This is a genomic window from Enterobacter cloacae complex sp. FDA-CDC-AR_0132 (assembly GCF_003010695.1).
GTDB classification, from domain to species: domain Bacteria; phylum Pseudomonadota; class Gammaproteobacteria; order Enterobacterales; family Enterobacteriaceae; genus Enterobacter; species Enterobacter ludwigii.
In genome coordinates this window covers 4,110,542-4,135,889 of sequence record NZ_CP027618.1, presented here as the reverse complement: position 1 = coordinate 4,135,889, position 25,348 = coordinate 4,110,542, and the positions used below count along the sequence as shown (strand labels likewise).

Here is a 25,348-nt window from a genome sequence, read left to right as displayed (position 1 = left end):
CTGTTCTTTAGATAGACGTTCTGCGATAGCTGCGGTATTCCGGCATCCAGAAGTTGTCGTCAATGGCCTGCTGCAGCGCATCGGCGGAGGTTTTCACCGCCACGCCTTGCTGCTGTGCCATTTTTCCTACTGCGAAAGCGATCGCGCGGGACACCTTATGAATGTCTTTCAGCTCTGGCAACACCAGGCCTTCACCGTTATTCACCAGCGGTGAGTGTTTCGCCAGGGTTTCGCTGGCTGACATCAGCATTTCATCGGTAATGCGTGACGCACCGGACGCGATAACCCCCAGACCAATCCCCGGGAAGATGTAGGAGTTGTTGCACTGCGCGATCGGATAGGTTTTATCCTTCCACACCACCGGGTCGAACGGACTGCCGGTTGCCACCAGTGCGTTACCTTCGGTCCAGGCGATGATGTCCTGCGGCGTTGCTTCTACACGGGAAGTCGGGTTAGAGAGCGGCATCACGATAGGGCGTTCACAGTGTTTGTGCATTTCGCGAATAATCTCTTCGGTGAAGAGACCGGTTTGCCCGGAAACGCCGATAAGAATGTCCGGCTTCACGTTGCGCACCACGTCCAGCAGGGAGAGCACCTCGTTGTCGGTATCCCAGTTTTTCAGGTTCTCACGTTTCTGAACCAGTCGGGTCTGGAACGGCAGGAGGTTAGGCATACCGTCGGTCAGCAGGCCGAAACGGTCAACCATATAGACACGGGAACGGGCCAGTTCTTCACTCAAGCCCTCGCGCTGCGTCTGAGCAATAATCTGCTCGGCAATACCGCAGCCCGCAGAGCCTGCGCCCAGGAAGACGATTTTCTGGTAGCTCAACTGGCTGCCTGCCGCACGGCTGGCGGCGATCAGCGTCCCAACGGTCACGGCGGCGGTGCCCTGAATGTCGTCGTTGAATGAGCAGATGTCATCGCGGTAGCGATTCAGCAGCGGCATGGCGTTCTTCTGCGCAAAGTCTTCAAACTGCAGCAGCACGTTCGGCCAGCGTGCCTTAACGGCCTGGATAAAATCATCAACAAACTGATAATACTCATCGTCGGTAATGCGCGGATGACGCCAGCCCATGTACAGCGGATCGTTGAGCAGCTGCTGGTTGTTGGTACCCACATCCAGCACTACCGGCAGGGTGTACGCCGGGCTGATACCCCCACAAGCGGTGTACAGGGAGAGCTTACCGATAGGGATCCCCATTCCGCCAATGCCCTGATCCCCGAGGCCGAGAATACGTTCTCCGTCGGTAACAACAATGACCTTGATGTTGTGGTTCGGCACGTTCTGCAGAATATCGTCCATATTGTGACGGTTCTGATAAGAGATGAATACGCCGCGGGAGCGACGGTAGATCTCAGAGAAACGTTCACAGGCCGCACCCACCGTTGGGGTGTAGATCACCGGCATCATCTCTTCGAGGTGGTTCTGAACCAGGCGATAGAAGAGGGTCTCATTGGTGTCCTGAATGTTACGCAGGTAGATGTGCTTATCGATTTCAGTCTTGAAACCCTGATACTGGATCCATGCACGTTCAGCCTGTTCTTCAATGGTTTCCACCACCTCGGGCAGCAGACCAAGCAGGTTGAAACTGCTGCGCTCTTCCATGCTGAAGGCGCTGCCTTTGTTGAGCAGGGGGAATTCCAGTAAAACCGGACCGGCATAAGGGATATATAAGGAACGATGTTTTTTCAGTTTGTTGTCCATGTCACTCACTCTTATTTGAAGATCCGTCCCTGACACTGCTGTTTGTCATCTTTCTGGCCTGTGCGGTGGGGTGCGGTCAGGCGGTATTATAAAGGAGCTAAATGTTAATTACCGCAACACATAAACAAAAACACCATCGGTTTTGCCGATGGTGTTCAGGATCTCTTACTGGAACTTACTTGCCTGCGTGGCGTTTTCTGCCGGTGGCATGGGTGACTTGCGTTTCACTGTCGCCCTCAATCACCACTTTACGTTGGTTAGAAAGCTTGTAGTTCAGTCCCAGAATATGGCGTGCCTGACGGTTCGATTTCATCTTTACTCCTCAATCCTGTTGATAGTTTTAAGGACAAGTTTGCTTACGCAAACGAAATGTAACCCCTTAGGTTGCAGATCCAGCTTAGCAGGTTTTTACAAAGAGGCATTCTGTCCACTGACCACGTAGTTAATGGTCTGTTGGTAGATGTCACTGAGGATGTCATTGTCTGTGGATTCCACCCATTTGGTCAGTTCCATCAAAATGTCATCTTCAGTCACAGCACCGTGTTCGGCGTGAAGACCTTGTGCGATCGCGTTAACGAGTTCAGGTTGTGCTGCTGCGGTATTTGCCGGGTAATAAGTAAACATGCTGCCTCCGTGTCGTTGTCTGTGTAATGGTACGGCTCGCAAAAAATGTAATTCACAAACAGAATGGCAAATATTTTCCTTGCTGTGTCTAAGATTCATCTTAGAAATAAAAATGACATAAGTGCATGCTTTTAGACACTTTTAGAAATGGAGGAATAATAACAGGGGACGAGGGGGGATATTTTGATGCTGCTCCTGCTATCCGAGAAAATAGCAGGAGCAGAGATTAATTTACCATTTCATTTCGCCGGTATTCACTTTCGCACTTAATTCCAGCGAGCTCTCATCGGCCAGGCCCGGATACGCTTTTTTCATGGCGCTAATGACGTCAGCAGAATCTTTGTGATTAGCCAGCGTCTGCTCGAACCGCTGCAGATATTCACGGGTAAAATCGATAGCGCCGGTACCTGACGGTGGCGTCCCCAGATAGTGACCCGGGATCACGCGCTCCGGTTTGTGCGCCGCCATGTTTTCCAGCGTGTCCTGCCACTGCTGGCGACGTGCGCGGTTCTGGGTATCGGCCGTCCACAGATGGATGCCCCATGAAACGCCCGTGCCGCCAAGAATCGTCTTCGCCGACGGGATCCAGACATAGGCCGCGTAGCTGTCTGGCTGTTCAATATCGATTTTCTCACCATCAACCATAAACGTGGTGGAGGTCAGCACCTGGGGAACGATCAGCGTTGTTGGCGCGCCGTCTTTCATCTGTGGGCCCCAGAAGGCCAGCTTGGCATCTTTGGTGGCCTTGATATGGTCAACCACCTGCTGAGTCGCCACGACTTTCGCATTCGGGAATGCTTTTACCAGCGGTTGCAGACCAAAGTAGAAGTCCGGATCGCCGGAGGTGATCACAATCTTGTTCAGGGTTTTACCGCTGCGGCGAATTTTCTCCACCAGTGCTTCACCGTCTTTCACGCTGAACTGCGCGTCAAACAGGACGGCCTCTTTCGGGCCGGACACCAGCGTCGACGAGACCGCAAAAATGCCTTTCTCCTGCGGGTTCCAGGTATCAATGGTCAACGGTGCGGCAAAGACCGCCGGCGTGAAGAGGGTGCATAGCAGTGCAAGGCGAGTGAGCTTCATCATCATGTCTCTTTTTATCAGGAAAGACCCTATTGTACCGAACTCTACATTTGCCAGAATTCCTGAAACAAGACATGCTTAGTTTCATAAATCGAGCAAATGGAGCGTTATATGGATCGCGTTATTGCCGCACAGGTCTATAACCGGATTTGCGAGCTGGGAAGTTTGAGTGCCGCAGCCCGTGCGCTGGGCATTTCCCGGCCCATGGTAAGCCGTTATCTTGAGCAGATGGAGAAGTGGGCGGGGACCCGGCTGGTGAACCGCTCAACGCGCAAGCTGACGCTGACCGCAGCAGGGGAAAAGGTACTGCAGAAAACACGTACCCTTTCGCAACTGTCGCAGGAGATTGAAGGCCAGTCGGAGAAAGATTTACCTTCCGGCACCTTACGGGTAGCCTGCGCGCACTTTACCGCCATGCACATGATTGCGCCGGTACTGCCCGGGCTGCTGGCGCGTTATCCGCAGCTCAGAATTGAACTGGATGTGAATAACCATCCCGTGAGTCTGGTGGGCGAGCGTATTGACGTAGCCGTGCGTATTACCGATAACCCGGAGCCGGGGATGATTGCCCGCAGGCTGGGCGAGTGCCGTTCGGTGCTTTGCGCCTCGCCGGACTATCTTGCGCAGCACGGCACGCCCGTGACGCCTGAGGATTTGGCGCAGCACAATTGTCTGCATTACAGCTTCTTCGCGGGTCAGTCGTGGCATTTTGTGACGCTGGAAGGCGAAAGCGTGAGCGTCGCGGTGAGCGGCAATCTTAGCGCCAGCATCTCGTCGTTGTTGATGGACGCGGCGGTTAAACATTGCGGTATTGCAATGCTGCCCGAGCACGAAGCGCAAGGGGCGCTCGAGCAAGGGCAGCTGGTCCCGGTGCTCACAGACTTAGTGCCTAAGCCGCTCGCCATTCACGGGATTTACCAGTCGCGAGAATATCAGCCTGCGGCCCTGCGCGTCTTTCTTGATGAAATTGCAGGGCATCTGAACTGATGCCCGCGCAGTGAGCCTGTGGCTTATTTCGTCGTCAGCCAGGGCGACGTCGTGCTCCAGAAAATAATATCTGCGCCGAGATACGCTTCTGCGAACTGAACAAATTCATCTTTGGTGAAGGGCTTGCCGGTAGCCGGGTTTCGGTAGGTGAGCGTGGGCTCCTGAACGGCCATGGCGACCAGCGGCAGTTTGTTTTTATACTGGTTAAAGAACGGATAGGCGTTTTTCATTTGCGCCTTGCGGTTGGGAACAATATCCGGTCCGCCAAGCCCGATATTATGGGCACTGGCGTATTCAAACAGCCGCCCCATGTAATTATGGTCATTGTTCCATTCACACGGCCAGAAGTTCACATATTGTACGACATGGGATTGCGTGAAAACCTTTCGCGCAAAGGCGAGGTTTTCCATTTCTCCGGCAAAATAGTTGTCGCACGAAAATCCTGTCGGCGGCTTTTTCTCATCAAGGTCAATGGCGGTTTCAGGTAAGTTCACACCGTAAACCTGGCCATCAAAACGCTTCGCCAGGGCTGCCAGTAAGGCCTGATACCGTTCACGCACGGCAGGATCCCACTGACGGGCTACCCAGCCTGAACCTGTAGGTTTCCCTTCACCAGGGTTGTCAAACTGCGGAGAAATACCGCCGCTGTACTTTGTGTCTGCCATCAGATAATCAGGGACATACCGGGCATCTTTTTCGAAGAAGCGATCCTGAATTTGAATAAACAGCTTTTTATTGCTGGCCTTCAGGCGCGCCAGGTCTCGCTCTATGGATGAGAAGTCATATCTGTTTTTCTCAGGCTCCAGTGCACGCCAGTTATAAACGATCTGCCCGCCACCGATATCACGACGGGCGATAAGCGCGGCGGCGGCATCAAGGTCGCCCGAGCTGGTATAGATAAAATTCTCCGGCGTGCTGGCAAAGAGGGGGAGCGTCACGGCGAGCGTGGTCAGCGCCACGACAGTCCTGGTGTTTAGCATCATAGGCCTTTCCCTTTTGATGGTTCGAAGTGATGTATCGCATCAACGCCAACCAGAATACTCTGTGTTCCAGGACGCGTCAGATCTCTGGTCTATACTTAACCCTTTGTAAGCCAAAAGGAGAGCAAGAATGACAATTCATAAGCACGGTTCAGCACACTGGTCTGGCGATATTAAACGCGGAAAAGGAACTGTTTCTACCGAGAGCGGCGTTCTCAATCAACAGCCTTACGGCTTCAACACCCGTTTTGAAGGCGAAAAAGGGACCAACCCGGAAGAACTGATTGGTGCCGCACACGCAGCCTGTTTTTCGATGGCACTGTCGCTGATGCTGGGTGAAGCAGGCTACACCGCCGATTCCATTGATACCACCGCCGACGTGTCACTGGATAAAAAAGAGGGCGGTTTCGCCATTACGAAGGTCGCACTGCAGAGCAAGGTTACTGTCCCTGGCATTGACCCTCAGCAGTTCGATGGCGTTATTCAAAAAGCGAAAGCCGGCTGCCCGGTTTCCCAGCTGTTGAACGTGGAAATCACGCTGGATTACACGCTCAATTAAACCAAAGCTCATTAAAAGCCCTCATGCGCGCAGCTGTGCGCATGAGGATAGGTGTATTTTGGGTAGCAAAAAGAACCTTAACGCGTGCCGGTTGCGTTAAGGCTGATAATGGGCATGATGGCCACATTACCTGCGTAAAAGAGATCTGAATTCGTAAACGAATAAACACGCCCGGTGAGGTTTACATTGACGTGAGAGCCGTAGCCAGAGATTTTGGCGTCGCCAGTGTCAGCTACCATAAAGGGTGAGCGTTTCTTCAGGTGCTCCAACAGATTATCCTGCAGTTTTGTGTCCAGGTAATAGCGATAAACATCTGAAACCGTCGCACCCCCGCCTTTGTACTTTGTAACGTACAAATAGACCTCGGGTGTAATTTGTTGTTGTGAGTAAAGGTCATCATCCGGTGGCTGGTTTGCAAAATACTGAAACCCTACAAAAACCAGCAGCGCGGCAGTTAGCGCTCTGTGCAGCCACTTAATAACCGTGCTGTTTGGCATAATCTATTCCCTGTTTAATCCAAAACTGGTCATGAGGGTCATCCCCGTAAGGTAACTCACCGTACCATGTTCCCCATTGCGGCTTCGACGTTCCCGCCCGGCTTTGTGCAAAACCCGCGCCCATATACAAGGTTGCTTCTGGTATCCCTGCTGCAAACCCGGTGGCCCCATAATTAAAATTACCAAAATTAGCCAGGTCACGGCGTTGCTGTTTGTAATCCCACGGGCCACGATTTTTGACCTGTTGATAGCACCAGTAATAGGTTTGCGGTAGCGCCATATTCCGCCCTGCGCCATGCGTGCTAGCTTCACGCATATTGCTATCAATTAACCTTGTGCCTCCACTCGGCATTTGTGGCAATACAGCCATAACGTCATCCTTAAAGTTTGATTTTTGGCTAGATATCAACCCATTATCCGCACCAGGTCAATAAAAAACGCTGAATTAAAGGATAGAAATAAATGCATTAGCACCGGATTTTCATGGACTATAAAGTTTATCCGTACTTTGCTCCGGCTATCCCTTCAGCGCGGCAGGAAACACCTCTGCCAGCCAGGCGATAAACACTCTCAGTCGATGTGTCAGATGCCGGTTCTGCGGATAAACCACATGAAACGGATAAGCGTCAGGTCGCCAGTCGCTAAGAATTTCAGTTAACGTCCCCGCCTGTAAATGCCTTTTTGCCGAATATTGAAATGTCTGAATAATACCTAAACCTGCCACCGCCGCCGCCAGATGAGCGTTGCTTTCATTCACCCCAAGGAAGTGCGGAATACTTATCTCCAGCCTTTCTCCCTTTTCCCTGAAGCGAAACGGGAACGCCCGACCGGTGACGGGAGAAAGGTAGCTAATCAGCTTATGGCCATTGCACAGCTCCCGCGGATAGGCCGGTACGCCATGATGTTTTAAATAATCGGACGTCGCGCAGGTGACCATTTCAGCGTCGCCCAGATGACGGGCAATAAGGGATGAGTCGTCCAGAGGGCCGCCGCGGATCACGCAGTCAACGTTACCGCTGATCAAATCCACGGGCCGGTCGGCCACGCCAAGATCGATGCGTATTTCCGGATAACGCTGCATAAATTCCGGGAGCAGGGGGATCAACACGTCGCGCGCGGTTGAACCGCCCACATCCACCCGCAGATGGCCTTTCGGCGTCGCGCGAGAAACGCGAAACGACGTATCAATATCTTCAATATCAATCAGCACCCTGAGCGCTTTTTCATAGTACCCGGCACCTTCTGGTGTGGTGACTACCCGTCGTGTCGTGCGGTGTAAAAGCCGGATCTCCAGGTGCGCTTCGAGCGATTTCACCAGTTTGCTCAGGGTGGCGATAGGCATATTCAGAGAATCAGCCGCACGCGTAAAACTTCCGGTTTCCACCACCCGCGTAAATGCGCGCATTGCCATGAGCTGGTCCATTCGTACTCCGGATTATTTCCACCTGTGAATAGTGATTTTCATTTTTGCCCGTTTTTCATTAATCCTGCAACCGATAGAGTTTATTCAACGCAAGCGAAAACCTCTTCAACCGTTTTTGCGGGCATCCTGAAAACATGATTAAAGGTGAATAACATGAATACATCTCTCGCAGGTAAAATTGCCCTGGTTACGGGCGGTAGCACAGGTATCGGTCTCGCCACCGCGCAGGAACTGGCGGCCCAGGGCGCGAAGGTTTATATCACCGGACGTCGTCAGGCGGAACTGGACGCTGCCGTTGCACAAATTGCCACCGCGGCGGTCGGCATCCGTGCGGACGTCTCTCAACTTTCCGACCTCGATAAAGTCTATGCGCAGATTGCAAAAGACGAAGGGCGTCTGGATATTCTGTTCGCCAATGCGGGGGGTGGCGACATGCTGCCGTTAGGCGCTATCACTGAAGAGCAGTTTGACCGCATCTTTGCAACCAACGTTCGCGGTGTACTGTTCACCGTGCAAAAAGCGTTACCGCTGTTATCAGCCGGATCGTCGATCATTCTGACCGGATCCACGGTGTCCATTAAAGGAACCGCAAACTTTAGCGTATACAGCGCCAGTAAAGCCGCCGTGCGCAACTTTGCCCGTTCGTGGGCGCTGGATTTGCAGGGGCGCGGTATTCGCGTCAACGTGGTGAGCCCGGGGCCCATCAAAACCCCGGGGCTGGGTGACCTGGTGCCGGAAGAACATCGTCAGGGGCTGTATGACGCGCTGGCCGCCCAGGTGCCGCTGGGACGCTTAGGCGCGCCGGGGGAAGTGGGGAAAGCTGTGGCGTTTCTGGCCTCAGATGCAGCAAGCTTTATCAACGCCACCGAACTGTTCGTCGACGGTGGAATGGCGCAAATTTAAACGTGAAACAGCGCCACCCTGCGTGGCTATTAGCTCAGATTGCGCCAGCAACGCACGCTACAGCCCTCAACTGAAGGCTGTAGCGACTGCGGGCACTCGCATCCTTGCGTTGCCTGCGGACAACGGTCCCGGAAATAACAGCCGGTGGGAAGGTGACGATTGCCAGGAAGCTCTGTTTTACGCAGCACCAGGTTTTCATCCAGCGGTTCACCGGTTCTGGGGACGGAATCAAGCAGCAGCCGGGTGTAGGGATGGCGCGGCCTGACAAGCACCTGATCGGTGGTTCCCAGTTCCACGATCTGGCCCAGATACATCACCGCCACACGATCGCTCATGTGTCTGACCACCGAGACGTTATGTGAGATCAACACATAGGTGAGGTTCCGTTCCTGCTGCAGTTTTACCAGCAGGTTGAGGATTTGCGCCTGCACGGAAATATCCAGCGCGCTGGTGGGTTCGTCGAGCACGATGATGTCTGGATTGGACGACAGCGCCCGGGCGATAGCAATGCGCTGGCGCTGCCCGCCTGAAAAGGCATGCGGTAACCGGTCAAGATATTCCACACGAATACCCACCTGCATCGCCAGCGTCTCTGCAAGCTGGCGCCGTTCGCGTTCACTGCTGCGTTTTTGCACCCACACCGGCTCGGTGATGATGCGCCACACCGGCAGACGCGGGTCGAGGGAGGAGAGCGGGTCCTGAAAAACCATCTGCATGCCGCCCGCGTGATGCGTCCGCTGATAGTCGCCGGTGCTGGGCCTGAGCATGCCCATCAATAGCTGTGCCAGCGTGCTTTTCCCGCAGCCGGATTCCCCAACAATGCCCAGCGTTTCGCCGCGACGGATCTGCAGGTCCAGCCCATTGAGGGCATGCACCTGTTCCGTGACGCGGCCCAGCCAGTTTTTGCGCGCGGGAAAGTTGACATGCACGCTATCCAGTTCAAGCAAAATGTCAGACATGGTGTTTCTCCCGTTGCGGGTACCAGCAGGCAGCCATCTGGCCCTCTGCACCATTAGGAAGCAAGCGCGGTGCCTCACCGCATTTCGTCCCGGCGGCAAAGCAGCGCTCGCGGAACGCGCAGCCTTGAGGAAGCTGGCTGAGATTAGGCACCGTGCCGGGAATGGCCGGAAGCAACTCGCGCGGCGCACCGTTTTCAGGTGCACATTGCAGCAGACCGATGGAGTAGGGATGAACGGGATGGTGGATCAGCGTTTGCGTGGCACCGCTCTCAATTACGCTTCCCGCGTACATCACATACATCCGGTCACAGAGCTGGGAAACCACGGCCATATCGTGGCTGATAAACAGCACCGAGGTTCCGCTGGCCCGCGCCTTGTGCTTCAGCAGACGCAGTACCTGCAGCTGCACGGTCACATCCAGCGCCGTGGTCGGCTCGTCGGCGATGATAAGTTCAGGCTCGCAGGAGAAGGCAAGGGCGATCATCACTCGCTGACGCATGCCGCCGGACAGTTCAAACGGATAACGCGCCATCACCGCTTTTGCGTCCGGGATTTGCATCTCCTCCAGCAGGGCAATCGCTTTTTGCTGCGCCGCGCGACGGTCGAGCGGCTGATGCTGGCGGATCACCTCCACCATTTGCTTACCAATCCGCCGCGTTGGGTTCAGGGCGGTCATGGGCTCCTGAAAAATCATCGCCACTTTTGCCCCGCGCCACTGGCGAAGCTGTTTTTCCGATGCAGTCAGAACATCTTCTCCCAGCAATGTTACCTGACCGTGATGAATTCGGTAGCTGCCTTCCGGCAACAGGCGCATGGCGAGCATGGCGGTAACTGACTTCCCCGACCCCGACTCGCCCACTACGCCGACAATTTCGCCCCGTTTAATCTCCAGCGAGACGTGGTTCAGCGCATGAACCTCACCGCGGTATATCGGGAAACTCAGATGTAAATCCTCGATGGTTAAAACCGAGTCGGTCATGATTGTTTCCCTCCTGATTTCGGATCCAGCAGGTCGCGGATGCCGTCACCAAAAAGATTAAAGCCCACGGCGGTAATCAAAATGGCCGCGCCAGGAAAAGCGCAATACCACCACTGGTCAAGTACATAGTTGCGCCCTACGGCAACCATCGCGCCCCATTCGGCGGTGGGTTGCTGTGCGCCCAGACCGATAAAGCCCAGCGTGGCGGCCATCAGAATGGCGCTGCCAATATCCAGCGAAGCCTGCACAATCAGCGGCGGCAGGGCGTTGCGCAGAATATGCCAGCTGATTAAATGCCAGCGTGATGCGCCGAAGGTGCGGGCCGCCTGAACATAGGTAAACTGGCGCACGACAAGGGTTTGCCCGCGTGCCAGACGCACGTAAAACGGGATACGTACAATCGCGATGGCGAGCATTGCGTTAAACAGGCTCGGCCCCAGCGCCGCTGCCAGTGCCATGGTCAGCACCAGCGAGGGAATGGAGAGCATCACGTCCATAATGCGCATAATAATGGCGTCGCCGCGCCCGCCCAGTACGCCAGACAAACAGCCCAGCAGCGAGCCAATACCGCCCGCAATCACCACGACGGCCAGCCCCGCGCTGATCGACTGCTGGCTGCCGGCGAGCACCCGGCTGAACAGATCGCGGCCAACCTCATCGGTGCCAAACCAGTGTTCGGCAGACGGAGCCTGCAGACGCGCGGTCAAATCCAGCGCATTGGGGTCATGCGGCACAATCCACGGTGATGTCACCATCAACAGGAGCATCAGGATCATGATCGCGGCGCCAATCAGCGTGAGGGGGCTTTTACGCAGCATCCAGAACAGTTTTGCCCAGTTGATGCCTGCTTTCGCTGTTTTAACCGGGACGGGCGTTTCCTGAGTCAACATCATTCGGCACCTCCGCGCCCGATTCGCGGGTCAACCCACAGATAGAGCAGATCGACCACCAGATTAACCAGCACATAGGCCAGTGAGACCACTACCGCGAAGCCCATGACGGCAGGGAAATCGAGTGCCTGAATAGAGGTGACGACCCAGGCGCCCATTCCCGGCCAGGCAAAGACGGTTTCGGTGAGGACTGCGCCATACAGCAGATCGCCCAGTGCCAGTCCAAGCACGGTAATTGACGGGATCATCGCATTGGGCAGGGCATAGCGCAGCACGATGTACCAGCCGGGCAATCCGCTGGCGCGTGCGGTTCGTATGTAATCTTCACTGAGCTGCTCCAGCATGGCCGAGCGAACCTGACGCGCCACAATGCCGAGATGAACAAATGCCAGCGTCATCGAAGGTAAAATCAGATGCTGCAGGGCATTGAAAAAGACCTCCCCGTTGCCTTCAAGCAGCGCATCCACCAGATAAAAGCCGGTAACGCGCGTCGGTGGATCGAGCCAGTCGTCAAGCCTTCCGCCGCCAGGAAGAAGTTGCAGATGCCCGTAGAAGAGGACAATCACTCCCAACCCAAGCCAGAATGCGGGCGTTGAAATGCCCGTCATCGCCATTAACCGCACCAGATGATCCAGCCAGCGGTCACGGTAGACCGCCGATAAAATCCCCAGCGGCACGCCGATAACCAGCGCCAGTAGCAGGGAACAAAAAGCCAGCTCCAGGGTGGCCGGGAAAAAGGCCTTCAAATCTTCCGCAACCGGTCGCCCGGTGCGGATAGAGGTGCCTAAATCGCCATGGGCCAGCGCATCCACATAGCGACCAAACTGGATATACAACGGTTGATCCAGCCCCAGCTGCTGGCGGATACCTTGCACAATGTCGTCGCTGGCGCGGTCTCCGGCCAACAGGCGGGCCGGATCGCCGGGGATCAGGTGTGAAATAATAAAGGTGATGATACAGACACCGGCCACCACCAGGATTAACCCCCAGCAGCGCTGGCGCACAATGCTCCAGAACGTCATACACTTTCCCCCGGCGAGAACCGTTATTTACTCATGGTGGCAATGTTAAAGACCTGCTCCAGCATTGGATTAAAGGTGAAGCCTTTCACCTCTTTGTTCATCGCCAGCTGGTAGTTCTTCTGGAACAGATACACGTAGGCCGCCTCGTCGATCACCACCTTCTGCGCCTGCTGGTAATCGTGGGTACGCTCCGCCTGATCGGTGGTTTTCAGGGCCGCCTTCAGCAGGGCGTCGACCTCTTTGTTCTCGTAAAACGAGCGGTTACCCGGCAACCCTTTTTTGTCCGACTCAAACCAGTAGTTCATGAACATGTACGGGTCGGCAAAGTCCGGACTCCAGTTGCCAATGGCGATGTCATAGTCACCTTTACCGACGCGATCGCGCATGGTGGCGTTAGCCAGTTTTTCCAGCTTCACGTTGATGCCGATCTTGCCGAGGCTCGCCTGCGTGGACAGGGCGATCGGCTCCCAGTTGGGGTCGTTGTCTGAATAGAGGAATGTCAGGCTTGTCGGCTTGTCTTTGACTTTCTCCAGCGCGGCTTTGGCTTTGGCCTCGTCAAAGCTGTACTGCATTGCCGTGGCGTCAAACCCCCACATGCCGTCCGGTATCGGGCCGCGCATCTGTTTACCATTGCCGCTCAGGATGCCTTTCACCATCCCCTGATAATCCGTTGCCCAGGAGACGGCCCGACGTAAATCCACCTGATTGAGCGGGACTTTGCTGTTATTCAGATAAAGATAGGTCACGCGCAGGGACGGATATTCCGCCACCGCCACTTTGCCTTCTTGCTTAAGGGCTGAAAGCTGATCGACGGGCAGTGAATCGGCGATATCCAGATCGCCACGGGAAAGCTGCAGACGGCGTGAAGCGCTTTCACCAATAATTTTCACCGAAACGCGCTTGAAGTGCGGTTTCTCACCCGCCCAGTGTGGGTTCGGAACGAGCACCAGCTGCTGACCTTTCTGCCAGCTTTTCAGCATGAATGGTCCGGACCCGGCGGTGTTTTGCGCTAAATAACCGCGCGCATCATCGGCAGCGTTCGCTTTTAACACCGCCGGGTTAACGATCGACGCACCGTCGTTGGCCAGAGTGTAGAGGAACGGGGCAAACGGCTGGCTGAGGGTGAATTTCACCGTGTGCGGATCGACCGCATCAATTTTGAGGTCTTTCGGGAACGCTTCAGACGGCCCCTGGCTAAGCTTCAGCAGACGTTCAAAGGAGAGTTTTACCGCCTCGGCAGTAACCGGCGTGCCATCGGCGAATTTCGCGTTATCGGTAAGGGTAAAGGTCCACTCTTTCTGATCCGCTGACGCCTTCCAGCCCGTTGACAGGTCGCCCTCCACCTCGGTGGAGCCTGGCTTGTACTTCACCAGACGCTGATAGGCGGGGTAGGTCACCGTCCAGTCGTTGTTATCAATGGTCACCGCCGGGTCGAGCGTTTGCGGGTCGGCCGCTTTCCCGATCACCAGCATATCTTTCGGGACGGCAGCCAGCGCAACCGGGGCGCTGAGTGCCAGCGAGGCGGCGATCAGGGTAGTAAGAAGCGTTGTTTTCATGGCAGTGCTCCAGTTTTAAAGAGGGGTGTGCGTCAACGGGAAACAGGCAAAACGATCGTCAAGCAGGGGATAGCTGGCCGCGTTCGGCAGCTCGAAGTGCCACCATTCGCTGCTGATCCCCACAAAGCCGCCACCGGACATGATGGCGTTAAGCAGCAGGCGATTGCGCTGCGCGTGCGGCGGCACGGACGGGTGCCAGGCGTGCGAGCGGTCGTGCATTTCGTCAAAACCGGCCCCCATATCCAGCACGGTGTTTTGTTCGTCCATCAGCGTAACGTCGATGGCCGTCCCGCGGCTGTGGTTGGAACCAATCGCCACATCAACCACGTATTCCGGGTTCGGGCAGGCATCCCACAACTGAGCCTGCGCTTCCTGCGGGCGATAAGCGTCGTAGACCACCAGCTTCAGCCCGGCCAGTGCGGCGATGCTGATGGCTTTCGCCAGCGCGGTGGCCGCATCAGTATGCAGCAGGCACAGCGCCTCCTGATAAATCGGACGGCCCGTGATGTTGTCGGCTGTGGCGTATTTCAGATCGATATGCAGCGCAGGGAAGGTCTTCGCCACATCAATCAGTTCACTCTCTGGGGGCATAGCTCCGCTCCTTTAGCGTTCGAATTGACCAAACTCTTGTTGTAATTGCCGGTTTACCGCCAGCCGCGGTGGAAGGGCATCACCCAGCGCTTCCACGACACCTGACAGCAGCAGGTTGAACAGACAGCTCACAGGTGCCAGCGAATCCCAGAAATGGCCGGTTTCGGTTTTCACCTGCAGTAAATCAAGCGGGTAATCCCGCGCCCACGGGCACCAGATATCGGTGATCAGGGCCAGCGAAATACCTTTTTCGCTCGCGACCCGACAGTACTGCCGCGCAATGGTGGAATAGGTGCGGGTATCGGTCAGTATCACGTAGGGGTGGGCGAAACCGGAGTTCAGGGATTCAACCCAACTGCCGGACGCGCCTTCGGCGTAGCTGACGCGCGGGCGAAGGTACTCAAGATGACTGAAGAAGGCGTTGGCTATCCCACGTGTCGACTGGATCCCCAGCACGAAAACCCCATCCGCGTGGGCAAGCTGATGAACCACCTGGCGAAATGCGTCGGTGTGCGCCAACTGATAAACCTGAGTGATGGCATCCACCTCCAGCGACAGAGAGTGCTGAAGGCGGTTGGGCAGAGGGGACTGCTGCTGCCATGAGTCCAGCCGCTCGTTCATACCCCAGGGCTGATGCGGGTCGCGCAGGCTCTTTTTGGCATCTTCCAGATTGCGATAGCCGAGTTTTCGCAGAAAGCGTCCCACGGTAATGCCGCTGGTGCCGGTCGCCAGACCCACGCTTTCAGCCGTTTCAAACGGGATCTGTGCGGCATGCGCCAGCAGCCAGCTCGCCACCCGCTTCTCGCTGGGGGTCAGCTGGCTGAAAGTGGCTTCAATACGGCTCAACACCTCGGGTTTCGTCGTCATACCGCCTCGCTGTTAACAGGCTGTCAGTCATCAGGTTTGTGTTATTTGATTAACAATGCATGACGCGTGCCATGTCCACATCGCGACGGGACGCCGCTGTGCTGCAAACTTCATGCAATATTTAGTTAACCAATGATCAACATTTGTGCAGCGTAGTTCACTTTTGGTGCACTGGCTGAGCGGGGAGGTATGAATTTCGTGAATACGTCAGCGTCTTCACATTTTTGATAAGATAGAGACAACGTAAATATGAAAGGGATCCCGGCATGGCGAACTTGCCCTGGCGTATCAGCGTGCGCCTGATGGCGCTCGCAAAGAAAATGGCGATGCTCGCAGGAGTGGTACTGATCGTCCTGCTCGCGGTTCGGGTTTATCTCTCGCAGCAGGGACCGGAACTGCATCTCTGGCATACCTGGCGGGCAGATGAGATGTCCGTACGCGAGATCGATAGGGCGAATTTTGCCCAGTATGTCGCCCGGGAAAACGCCATTTTCACCGATCTGGATAACGCGGTAACGCGCAAAACCCAGGGTGAGGAGCGCACGCCGTTAAACCGCTACTACCGTCAGAGCCTGGTTTGGCCCGGTAAATTTGCACCCGATGCCAACCGCTCCTTTGTGCTGATGCCTGCCGGAACGCCACGCGGCGCGGTGGTGTTGCTGCACGGGCTAACAGATTCGCCTTACAGTGTCCGGCATCTTGCCCGCGATTATCAGCAGCACGGTTTTGTGGCGGTGGTTCCACGCCTGCCCGGTCACGGCACCGCGCCCGGCGCGCTGACGGACGTTGACTGGGAGAGGTGGCTGGCGGCGACGCGCCTTGCCGTGCGCGAAGCCACGCGGCTGGCGGGAGACAATGTTCCCCTGCATCTGGTGGGTTACTCCAACGGTGGGGCGCTGGCGATGAAATATGCCCTTGATGCGCTGGACACGCCTGCGCTTCGCAAACCGCAACAGCTCATCCTGCTCTCGCCAATGATTGGCGTCACGGCGTTCGCCCGGTTTGCAGGATTGGCCGGATTGCCGGCGATGTTACCGCCGTTTGCCAAAGCGGCATGGTTAAACATCTCGCCGGAATATAACCCGTATAAATACAACTCCTTCCCGGTCAATGCGGCGCGCCAGTCATGGCTCTTGACCCAGGCCCTGCAGGAGCAAATGGGGCGGGATGCCCGGGAGCACAGACTGGACCAGCTGCCACCGGTACTCGCATTCCAGTCGGTGATGGATTCAACGGTCAGTACCCGCGCCGTGGTCACCGGGTTATTTGACCAGCTTCCGGCGAACGGCAGCGAGCTGGTTGTATTTGATATCAATCAGGCCGCCAGCTTCCGTCCTCTCTTTAAACCGTCGTCGTGGGCGGCAACCTCTGAGTTACTGCCTGTGGCGAAAAGGCGTTACGGTGTCACGATCATTACCAATGCCAGCGAGGACAGTTTCGCCGCGGTGGCGAAAATAACCCCGGCGGGAGGCACCGATGAGACCGCGGTACCGCTGGCGATGTCCTGGCCGCAGGAGGTCTATTCACTGTCGCATGTCGCCGTGCCGTTCCCGCCTGATGACGATCTCTATGGCCGACATCCTGCGGAGAAAAACCGGTATGGCATTAGCCTCGGCACGATTGCGCTGTGGGGGGAAACCTCCGTGCTGAGCGTAGGCAAAGACGCGTTAATGCGGGTGACCTCGAACCCGTTTTATGCCTACATGCAGGAGAGGATTGACAGACGCATCGGGGATGAGAAAAAGTAGCCTCTCCCGCAAGGGGTTAATCTGTTAGGTCGCGCAGATGAAGTATGTTAAACAGTAATCTCCAACGCATACCTCTTATCGGAACACGTTTTTGTGCTGACTACTCTTATTTACCGCAGCCAGTTGAATTTATCCTGCCGATCCGCCGAACTCCAGGCGCTGGTTGAACAGGCCAGGACGCGCAATGCCGGGTTGAATATTACCGGCGTTCTTCTTTCAAAAGGAGATGATGTCCTGCAACTCCTCGAAGGCTCGGAAGAGAGTGTGGTAAGGCTGTTTCAGAAGATCCGTGAGGATAAGCGGCACAGCGGCGTGGTTGAGCTTATGCGGGATTACGGCCCCCGCAGACGTTTTGAGAATGTCGGTATGCTGCTGTTTGACCTGCAGAACCAGTCGCCGAAAGACGTTCTGCAGTCGGTACTGCACTACAGCAAACTGGACAGTTATCTGACATCTGATGATCGGGTGTTCAAATTTATTCAGACGTTTATTACCGGCAAACGACCGGCCCCGTCGGGGGCGCGTTTTGCCCCGGAGAAATGGACGCTCTCGCGTGAGAAATCGCCGTTTGGCGAGAGTCTGGGTCTGCTGGACAAACAAACCTGCCAGTTCGCCCTCCAGCCCATCGTCGAACCGCTGGAAGGGAAAATCAGTTCGCTTGAGGCCCTTATCCGCGGTAATGACGGGGGAAGCCCGGAGCATTTTTTCAGCCGCCTCGATCAGGACAAAATCTATGAAGTCGATCTCCAGACCAAGGCCTGGGCTTTTGCGCTGGCCGACAAACTGGGGATCGGGAGCCATAAAATCGCGGTAAATCTTCTCCCGATGTCGCTGGTGAAAGTGCCTGGCGCCGTGGAGTTTCTGGTTGAACAGATTAAACAACATGGGCTTCAGCCGGAGCAGGTGGTCATTGAAGTGACCGAAAACGAGATGATTTCCGGGTTCAACAAGTTCAATAGCGCCATTAAACATCTGCGTGCTGAAGGTATTGGCCTGGCGATCGATGATTTCGGTTCCGGTTACGCCGGGCTTTCACTGCTGACCCGATTCCAGCCGGATAAAATTAAAATTGACCGCGAAATTGTCAGCAATATTCATCTCAGCGGGCCAAAACAGGCGATTGTGCGCTCGATAGTCAGCTGCTGCACCGACCTTGAAATTACCCTGGTGGCGGAAGGCATCGAGAAGCTGGAAGAGTGGTGCTGGCTTGAATCTGCCGGGATCCGACGCTTTCAGGGCTTTCTGTTTGCCCGTCCAGCGCTGAATGGCGTAGGCGATATTAGCTGGCCACACCTGGTGCGCTAAGCCAATTTTCCTTCCGTATTATTTCCCCTTCGTCCTGCCTGTGCTTAAATAGCTAAAACGGTTTAATAATGTTTAGCTTAGAGGATCACATGCAAAAAATCTGGGTACTTGGCGATGCGGTAGTGGATTTATTACCGGAGGGAGAAGGCCGGTTGCTGCAATGCCCCGGCGGCGCGCCGGCGAACGTGGCGGTCGGTATTGCCCGTCTGGGCGGGAAAAGCGCCTTTATCGGCAGGGTAGGCGACGATCCTTTCGGTCGCTTTATGCATAAAACGCTGGCTGACGAGCAGGTTGACGTAAACTGGATGCGCCTCGACCCGGCACACCGCACGTCAACCGTGGTCGTGGATCTGGACGAACAGGGCGAACGCTCTTTCACCTTTATGGTTCGCCCGAGCGCCGATCTGTTTCTGGCATCAGCCGATTTGCCGCCCTTTAGCGCAGGAGAGTGGCTGCATGTCTGTTCCATTGCCCTGAGCGCTGAACCGAGCCGTTCTGCAACGTTTCAGGCCATGAACGCGGTCAGGGAAGCGGGGGGTTATGTCAGTTTCGACCCCAATATCCGCCCGGATCTCTGGCCGGATGAGGACGACCTGCGCCGCTGCCTCGAACAGGCGCTGCAATGCGCTGACGTCGTCAAACTCTCCGTCGAAGAACTGGCTTTTTTAACCGCCGATCTTGGGGTCACGGAAGGGCTGGCCGCGCTGATGCGCCGCTGTCCGGCCCGGCTGGTGCTGGTCACTCAGGGCAAAGACGGGGTCATCGCCTGGCATGACGGAACGATGAAACATTATCCGGGAACCCCCGTTGAATGCGTGGACACCACCGGCGCAGGTGATGCCTTCGTGGCGGGACTGCTTTATGGACTGGCTTCCGCTGGGAGTATCGACAGCCACGATCTTCCACGCGTCATCGCATTAGCCCAGCGCTGCGGCGCGTTAGCCACCACGGCTAAAGGGGCGATGACCGCGCTGCCTTATCACCCGCAACTGTAATTCCTCCCGCAACGGGCCGTCTGTCGACGGCCTGAATTGTCGCCTCGATCACACTTACTAAATCGGTTTAGCAAAAAAGATTGCCGATCCAAAATTGGCAGGTTTAGTATCATCAACCTAAACCGGTTTAGCAATTTAGCACTTTCAATGACTTCTTTTAGGGATGCGACAAAATGTATAAAAAACGCAGACTTGCCGTGATGATAGGCATGCTGGCCGGGAGTACCTCTGTTTTTGCCCAAACGGATATGACGAGTATCGAAGCGCGTCTTGCTGCTCTGGAGCAGCGTCTTCAGGCTGCGGAAACCCGCGCGCAGGTTGCGGAGAAACGCGCCACCGACGCAGAACAAAAAACGCAGCAGTTGGTGACTGCCCAGCAGCAGGCGCAAACAACAACCCAGCAAGTGGCGCAGCGTACCGCCGCACTGGAGAAGAAAGCCGATCAGAGCAGTGGGTTTGAGTTTCATGGCTATGCCCGTTCTGGCCTGCTGATGAACGATGCGGCGTCGAGCAGTAAAAGCGGCCCTTACCTGACGCCAGCCGGGGAAACCGGTGGTGCGGTCGGGCGTCTGGGGAATGAAGCCGATACCTACGTTGAGCTGAATGTGGAACACAAACAGACCCTGGATAACGGGGCGACCACGCGCTTCAAGGCCATGCTGGCGGATGGTCAGAAAACCTATAACGACTGGTCCGCTGACACCAGCGATCTCAATATTCGTCAGGCGTTTGCTGAACTGGGCAATCTGCCTGATTTTACCGGCGCGCTGAAGGGCAGTACCTTCTGGGCCGGTAAACGCTTTGACCGTGACAACTTTGATATTCACTGGCTGGACTCCGATGTGGTGTTCCTGGCCGGTACCGGTGGTGGCGTGTATGACGTGAAATGGAATGAATCGCTGCGCAGCAACTTCTCTCTTTACGGGCGTAACTTCGGCAGCGAAGAGCAAATCGACAATAACGTTCAGAACTACATCCTCAGCATGAACCACTTCGCCGGGCCATTCCAGCTGATGGTGAGCGGCCTGCGGGCAAAAGACAACGACGACCGCAAAGACAGCAATGGCGATCTGATAAAAACCGACGCCGCCAACAATGGCGTTCATGCCCTGGTCGGATTGCACAATGAAAGTTTCTACGGCCTGCGTGAAGGCTCAGCCAAAACGGCGCTGCTGTACGGCCACGGGCTGGGGGCAGAGGTGAAGAGCATCGGTTCCGATGGCGCATTGCTCTCTGAAGCCGATACCTGGCGCTTTGCAAGTTACGGTGTCACGCCTCTAGGTGGCGGCTGGCATATCGCGCCTGCCGTACTGGCCCAGAGCAGTAAAGACCGCTATGTCAAAGGCGACAGCTATGAGTGGGTCACGCTCAATACCCGCCTGATTAAAGAAGTCACGCAGAATTTCGCCCTGGCGTTTGAGGGCAGCTATCAGTACATGGATTTAAATCCGGAAGGGTATAAAGACCGAAACGCCGTCAATGGAAGTTTCTACAAGCTGACCTTTGCCCCAACGTTAAAAGCGGGCAAGATCGGCGATTTCTTCAGCCGTCCTGAGTTGCGTCTGTTCGCCACCTGGATGGACTGGAGCAGCAAACTGGATAATTACGCCAGCGATGATGCCTTTGGCAGCAGCGGTTTCAACGCCGGCGGGGAATGGAACTTTGGGGTACAGATGGAAACCTGGTTTTAACCTTTTACGCTCCCGCAGTGCGGGAGCGTTTCTCACATCATAAAAATACAGTCAGGCAGAGGTATCTATGGATTTTGATAATATCGCCCGCGCGCTCATTCCGCTGCTCGGTGGCAAAGAGAACATCGCCAGTGCGGCGCACTGCGCAACGCGTCTTCGACTGGTGCTGGTCGACGACACGCTTGCCGATCAACAAGCCATCGGCAAGGTTGACGGCGTTAAAGGCTGTTTTCGTAACGCCGGGCAGATGCAGGTGATTTTTGGTACGGGGGTAGTTAACAAGGTCTACGCCGCGTTTATCCAGGCGGCAGGGATTAGCGAATCCAGCAAGTCCGAAGCGGCTGACCTGGCGGCACGCAAGCTGAACCCGTTCCAGCGCATTGCCCGACTGCTCTCAAACATCTTTGTGCCGATCATTCCAGCGATTGTGGCCTCCGGTTTACTGATGGGCCTGCTCGGGATGGTCAAAACCTACGGCTGGGTTAATGCCGATAACGCGCTCTATATCATGCTGGATATGTGCAGTTCAGCGGCGTTTATCATTCTGCCGATCCTGATTGGCTTCACGGCCGCGCGTGAATTTGGCGGTAACCCTTATCTGGGGGCGACCCTCGGCGGCATTCTGACGCACCCGGCGCTGACAAACGCCTGGGGCGTGGCGTCTGGCTTCCACACCATGAACTTCTTCGGCCTTGAGATTGCCATGATTGGCTATCAGGGAACGGTATTCCCGGTGCTGCTGGCCGTCTGGTTTATGAGTATCGTGGAGAAAAACCTGCGCCGTATTATTCCGGATGCGTTAGATCTGATCCTGACGCCGTTCCTCACCGTTATTCTCTCCGGCTTTATTGCCTTGCTGATCATTGGCCCGGCCGGGCGTGCGTTAGGGGATGGCATCTCCTTTGTTCTGAGCACCCTGATCGCCCATGCGGGCTGGCTGGCCGGGCTGTTATTTGGCGGGCTTTACTCGGTTATCGTTATCACCGGTATTCACCACAGTTTCCATGCCATTGAAGCCGGGTTACTGGGGAATCCTTCGATTGGCGTTAACTTCCTGCTGCCTATCTGGGCGATGGCTAACGTGGCGCAGGGGGGAGCCTGTCTGGCGGTCTGGTTTAAAACCAAAGATGCAAAAATTAAAGCCATTACGTTACCGTCTGCGTTTTCGGCCATGCTGGGCATTACCGAAGCGGCAATATTTGGTATCAACCTGCGTTTCGTGAAACCGTTTATCGCCGCGCTGATTGGCGGTGCGGCAGGCGGGGCGTGGGTGGTCTCGGTGCATGTTTATATGACCGCCGTCGGGCTGACTGCCATCCCGGGCATGGCGATCGTGCAGGCAAGCTCGCTGCTCAACTATATTATCGGCATGGTGATTGCCTTCGGCGTGGCGTTTACCGTCTCGCTGCTGCTGAAATATAAAACGGATTCTGAATAATGACGTTACCTTCCCGCTGGCCTGCAATCCTGCAGGCCGTCATGAAAGGCCAGCCGCGTGCGTACGCCGACAGCCATTATCCGCAATGGCATCCGGCACCGGTGACGGGGCTGATGAACGATCCTAACGGGTTTATCTGGTTTGCCGGGCGCTACCACCTGTTCTATCAGTGGAATCCGCTGGATTGCGACCATCGCTATAAGTGCTGGGGACACTGGAGCTCCGCAGACCTGGTGCACTGGCAGCATGAACCGATGGCGCTGATGCCCGATGAGGAGTATGACCGCAACGGCTGCTATTCCGGCAGCGCCGTCGATAACAACGGTGTCCTGACGCTGTGTTATACCGGCAACGTGAAATTTGATGATGGCAGCCGCACCGCCTGGCAGTGCCTTGCCACGCAACAGGCTGACGGTACGTTCAAAAAACTCGGTCCGGTTCTTGCGCTGCCGGAAGGCTACACCGGGCACGTGCGTGACCCGAAAGTGTGGCAGCACGACGGGGTGTGGTACATGGTACTGGGGGCGCAGGATCTGCAAAAACGCGGCAAGGTGCTGCTGTTCACATCTGCCGATTTGCACCACTGGGCGTCTTGCGGAGAGATTGCCGGTCATGGCGTGAACGGCCTGACCGAGGCGGGATACATGTGGGAGTGCCCGGACCTGTTTGCCCTCGACGGGACACACGTACTGATCTGCTGCCCGCAGGGGCTGGCGCGCGAACCGCATCGCTATCTCAATACTTATCCGGCCACGTGGACGAGCGGGGCGTTCGACCATACCCGCGCTACGTTTGAACATGGTGAGTTACACGAGCTGGACGCCGGTTTCGAGTTCTACGCTCCCCAAACCACGGTGGCGGAAGACGGACGGCGGATCCTGATCGGCTGGATGGGCGTGCCGGACGGAGAAGAGATGCTTCAGCCCACACGGGCGCAAGGGTGGATCCATCAGATGACCTGCCCGCGAGAATTACACTTCCGTGACGGCAAACTGTGGCAGATTCCGGTGCGCGAACTGCAGGCACTGCGTGAAGAAGAATGTCGCTGGCAGGGTAACGCCAGCGATGCCCCGGTTTTTGATGCGACGCGCCTTGAGTTTGAGCTCACCTCATCTTCAGTAGCCGTGGATTTCGCCGGTGCGTTGCGCCTTATCGTCGAGGACAGCGGGTTGCGTCTGGAACGCGCTAGCCTGAAAAACGGGGAGACATTGACCCGTTACTGGCGGGGCGACGTTCATCATTTACGCGTTCTGTGTGACAGCTCCAGCGTTGAAATTTTCATCAATCATGGCGAAGGGGTGATGAGCAGCCGCTATTTTCCTGACCATCCGGCACGGGTGCGATTCGAAGGTGGGTCCGACATCACATTACGCTACTGGTCGCTACGCGGCTGCATGGTAGAATAAGGGTTTTGGCAGCCGGATCTAAGTCGTTGTGAGAAAAACAAAACGCGTCACAATTAAAGACATCGCGGAACTGGCGGGGGTTTCAAAAGCCACCGCCAGCCTGGTACTGAACGGGCGCAGCAAAGAGCTTCGCGTGGCGGAAGAGACGCGTGAGCGCGTGCTGGCGATTGCGAAAGAGCATCACTACCAGCCCAGCATTCATGCGCGCTCGCTGCGTGATAACCGTAGCCACACCATCGGTCTGGTGGTGCCGGAGATCACTAACTACGGCTTTGCGGTATTTTCTCACGAACTGGAGACGCTGTGCCGTGAGGCAGGCGTTCAACTGCTCATCTCCTGCAGTGATGAAAACCCGGGGCAGGAGACGGTGGTGGTTAATAACATGGTGGCGCGTCAGGTGGACGGGCTGATTGTGGCCTCCAGCATGCTCAATGATGCCGACTACCAGAAGCTGAGCGAACAGCTGCCGGTCGTCCTTTTTGACCGCCATATGAACGACAGCACATTGCCGCTGGTGATCACCGATTCCATTACCCCGACGGCGGAACTGGTGGCCGACATTGCGCGCCAGCATCCTGATGAAATTTACTTCCTTGGCGGGCAGCCGCGGCTTTCCCCGACGCGCGATCGTCTGGAAGGGTTTAAGCAAGGGCTGCAAGAGGCCAATGTGGCGCTGCGCCCGGAGTGGATCATTCACGGAAACTATCACCCGAGCTCCGGCTACGAGATGTTCGCCGAGCTGTGCGCCCGCCTGGGACGCCCGCCAAAAGCCTTGTTCACTGCCGCCTGTGGTCTGCTGGAAGGGGTATTGCGCTATATGGGGCAGCATAACCTGATGCAAAGTGATATCCGGTTAGCCAGCTTTGACGATCACTACCTTTACGACTCGCTCACCATTCCGGTTGATACCATTCGCCAGGATAACCGCCAGCTGGCGTGGCACTGCTTTGATCTGATTGGCAAACTGATCGACGGCGAAACGCCACAACCGTTACAGCGAAAACTGGATGCCACCCTGCTGCGGCGCTATAAAGCGAAAGCATAGCCCTGGCTGCTGAAGGGAAACGTTAATAACTTTAATTAATTTAAGTTTTGGATCGGCCGATAACGATAGGGAATGTTTATTCTTGAGGTATCGGT

25 protein-coding genes are annotated in these 25,348 nt (G+C 55.9%); 10 read left to right on the top strand and 15 right to left on the bottom strand.

Translation table 11 applies throughout. The features are described 5' to 3' along the window. Positions 1–7: 7 nt before the first annotated feature. From AM379_RS20040 to AM379_RS20025, 4 genes are all read right to left on the bottom strand, one after another. Entirely contained in the window at positions 8–1,705 is a 1,698-nt protein-coding gene (locus AM379_RS20040) for an NAD-dependent malic enzyme (RefSeq protein ID WP_020884079.1), read from the bottom strand. 175 nt (positions 1,706–1,880) lie between these two features. Beyond that, entirely contained in the window at positions 1,881–2,018 is a 138-nt protein-coding gene (sra, locus tag AM379_RS20035) for a stationary-phase-induced ribosome-associated protein (RefSeq protein ID WP_013096533.1), read from the bottom strand. A gap of 95 nt (positions 2,019–2,113) precedes the next feature. Beyond that, positions 2,114–2,329: a biofilm-dependent modulation protein gene (gene bdm / locus AM379_RS20030; protein ID WP_020884080.1), complete on the bottom strand. Its 216-nt coding sequence runs from the start codon at positions 2,327–2,329 to the stop codon at positions 2,114–2,116. A 231-nt stretch (positions 2,330–2,560) separates the two neighbouring features. Continuing rightward, positions 2,561–3,412 carry a Vmh family MBL fold metallo-hydrolase gene (locus tag AM379_RS20025; RefSeq protein ID WP_106504147.1) on the bottom strand — a complete coding sequence of 284 codons (852 nt, stop codon included), beginning with the start codon at positions 3,410–3,412 and terminating at the stop codon, positions 2,561–2,563. 111 nt (positions 3,413–3,523) lie between these two features. On the opposite strand from AM379_RS20025, the gene AM379_RS20020 reads away from it, so the two are divergent. After that, positions 3,524–4,399 carry a LysR family transcriptional regulator gene (locus tag AM379_RS20020; protein WP_106504146.1) on the top strand — a complete coding sequence of 292 codons (876 nt, stop codon included), beginning with the start codon at positions 3,524–3,526 and terminating at the stop codon, positions 4,397–4,399. Between the two features lie 23 nt (positions 4,400–4,422). Here AM379_RS20020 and AM379_RS20015 read toward each other — a convergent pair whose 3' ends face one another. Next, positions 4,423–5,382: a hypothetical protein gene (locus AM379_RS20015; RefSeq protein WP_106504145.1), complete on the bottom strand. Its 960-nt coding sequence runs from the start codon at positions 5,380–5,382 to the stop codon at positions 4,423–4,425. Positions 5,383–5,509: 127 nt separating this feature from the next. Between AM379_RS20015 and AM379_RS20010 the strand changes: the two genes are divergently transcribed. Beyond that, on the top strand, positions 5,510–5,938 hold the full coding sequence (locus AM379_RS20010) for an OsmC family protein (RefSeq protein ID WP_050736852.1): 429 nt from the start codon (positions 5,510–5,512) through the stop codon (positions 5,936–5,938). A gap of 77 nt (positions 5,939–6,015) precedes the next feature. Here the strand turns inward: AM379_RS20010 and AM379_RS20005 are convergent, their stop codons facing one another. The 3 genes from AM379_RS20005 to AM379_RS19995 all read right to left on the bottom strand — a co-directional run bounded on the left by AM379_RS20005 (position 6,016) and on the right by AM379_RS19995 (position 7,858). After that, positions 6,016–6,435 (bottom strand): hypothetical protein, encoded by a 420-nt coding sequence (locus AM379_RS20005; RefSeq protein ID WP_020884084.1) that lies wholly within the window; start codon positions 6,433–6,435, stop codon positions 6,016–6,018. Then, on the bottom strand, positions 6,413–6,805 hold the full coding sequence (locus AM379_RS20000) for a polymorphic toxin type 44 domain-containing protein (protein WP_106504144.1): 393 nt from the start codon (positions 6,803–6,805) through the stop codon (positions 6,413–6,415). Before AM379_RS20000 ends, AM379_RS20005 begins: the two co-directional genes overlap by 23 nt. Positions 6,806–6,952: 147 nt before the next feature. Further along, complete coding sequence (locus tag AM379_RS19995) at positions 6,953–7,858, bottom strand: LysR family transcriptional regulator (protein ID WP_032680963.1); 906 nt, start codon at positions 7,856–7,858, stop codon at positions 6,953–6,955. A gap of 153 nt (positions 7,859–8,011) precedes the next feature. Here AM379_RS19995 and AM379_RS19990 point away from each other — a divergent pair, with 153 nt between their 5' ends. Further along, positions 8,012–8,761 (top strand): SDR family NAD(P)-dependent oxidoreductase, encoded by a 750-nt coding sequence (locus AM379_RS19990; protein WP_020884087.1) that lies wholly within the window; start codon positions 8,012–8,014, stop codon positions 8,759–8,761. 29 nt (positions 8,762–8,790) lie between these two features. Here AM379_RS19990 and AM379_RS19985 read toward each other — a convergent pair whose 3' ends face one another. The 7 genes from AM379_RS19985 to AM379_RS19955 are packed head-to-tail and all read right to left on the bottom strand — an operon-like array spanning position 8,791 to position 15,625. Continuing rightward, complete coding sequence (locus AM379_RS19985) at positions 8,791–9,720, bottom strand: oligopeptide/dipeptide ABC transporter ATP-binding protein (protein ID WP_106504143.1); 930 nt, start codon at positions 9,718–9,720, stop codon at positions 8,791–8,793. Next, the gene (locus AM379_RS19980) at positions 9,713–10,699 is read right to left on the bottom strand and encodes an ABC transporter ATP-binding protein (protein ID WP_020884089.1); all 987 of its coding nucleotides are present in this window, start codon (positions 10,697–10,699) and stop codon (positions 9,713–9,715) included. The genes AM379_RS19985 and AM379_RS19980 overlap by 8 nt, the downstream gene beginning before the upstream one ends. Beyond that, entirely contained in the window at positions 10,696–11,592 is an 897-nt protein-coding gene (ddpC, locus tag AM379_RS19975) for a D,D-dipeptide ABC transporter permease (RefSeq protein WP_020884090.1), read from the bottom strand. Before ddpC ends, AM379_RS19980 begins: the two co-directional genes overlap by 4 nt. Next, complete coding sequence (locus tag AM379_RS19970) at positions 11,589–12,611, bottom strand: ABC transporter permease (RefSeq protein WP_014170162.1); 1,023 nt, start codon at positions 12,609–12,611, stop codon at positions 11,589–11,591. Before AM379_RS19970 ends, ddpC begins: the two co-directional genes overlap by 4 nt. A 23-nt stretch (positions 12,612–12,634) precedes the next feature. Further along, entirely contained in the window at positions 12,635–14,167 is a 1,533-nt protein-coding gene (locus tag AM379_RS19965; protein WP_106504142.1) for an ABC transporter substrate-binding protein, read from the bottom strand. 15 nt (positions 14,168–14,182) lie between these two features. Next, complete coding sequence (gene ddpX, locus AM379_RS19960; protein WP_014170160.1) at positions 14,183–14,758, bottom strand: D-alanyl-D-alanine dipeptidase; 576 nt, start codon at positions 14,756–14,758, stop codon at positions 14,183–14,185. A gap of 12 nt (positions 14,759–14,770) precedes the next feature. Beyond that, positions 14,771–15,625, bottom strand: a complete 855-nt coding sequence (locus AM379_RS19955; RefSeq protein ID WP_106504141.1) for a MurR/RpiR family transcriptional regulator — start codon at positions 15,623–15,625, stop codon at positions 14,771–14,773. A gap of 266 nt (positions 15,626–15,891) precedes the next feature. On the opposite strand from AM379_RS19955, the gene AM379_RS19950 reads away from it, so the two are divergent. The 7 genes from AM379_RS19950 to AM379_RS19920 all read left to right on the top strand — a co-directional run bounded on the left by AM379_RS19950 (position 15,892) and on the right by AM379_RS19920 (position 25,253). Continuing rightward, positions 15,892–17,373, top strand: a complete 1,482-nt coding sequence (locus tag AM379_RS19950) for an alpha/beta hydrolase (protein WP_106504140.1) — start codon at positions 15,892–15,894, stop codon at positions 17,371–17,373. Positions 17,374–17,466: 93 nt separating this feature from the next. Next, positions 17,467–18,678 carry a diguanylate phosphodiesterase gene (locus AM379_RS19945; RefSeq protein ID WP_025204149.1) on the top strand — a complete coding sequence of 404 codons (1,212 nt, stop codon included), beginning with the start codon at positions 17,467–17,469 and terminating at the stop codon, positions 18,676–18,678. Between the two features lie 89 nt (positions 18,679–18,767). Next, on the top strand, positions 18,768–19,673 hold the full coding sequence (locus tag AM379_RS19940) for an aminoimidazole riboside kinase (protein ID WP_106504139.1): 906 nt from the start codon (positions 18,768–18,770) through the stop codon (positions 19,671–19,673). Between the two features lie 173 nt (positions 19,674–19,846). Continuing rightward, complete coding sequence (locus tag AM379_RS19935) at positions 19,847–21,364, top strand: carbohydrate porin (protein ID WP_014170154.1); 1,518 nt, start codon at positions 19,847–19,849, stop codon at positions 21,362–21,364. A gap of 67 nt (positions 21,365–21,431) precedes the next feature. Continuing rightward, positions 21,432–22,802 carry a sucrose-specific PTS transporter subunit IIBC gene (locus AM379_RS19930; RefSeq protein WP_025204151.1) on the top strand — a complete coding sequence of 457 codons (1,371 nt, stop codon included), beginning with the start codon at positions 21,432–21,434 and terminating at the stop codon, positions 22,800–22,802. Continuing rightward, positions 22,802–24,208, top strand: coding sequence for a sucrose-6-phosphate hydrolase (locus tag AM379_RS19925; RefSeq protein WP_106504138.1), 1,407 nt, complete (start codon positions 22,802–22,804; stop codon positions 24,206–24,208). The genes AM379_RS19930 and AM379_RS19925 overlap by 1 nt, the downstream gene beginning before the upstream one ends. Positions 24,209–24,236: 28 nt before the next feature. Further along, positions 24,237–25,253, top strand: coding sequence for a LacI family DNA-binding transcriptional regulator (locus tag AM379_RS19920; protein WP_063924926.1), 1,017 nt, complete (start codon positions 24,237–24,239; stop codon positions 25,251–25,253). Positions 25,254–25,348: the final 95 nt, after the last annotated feature.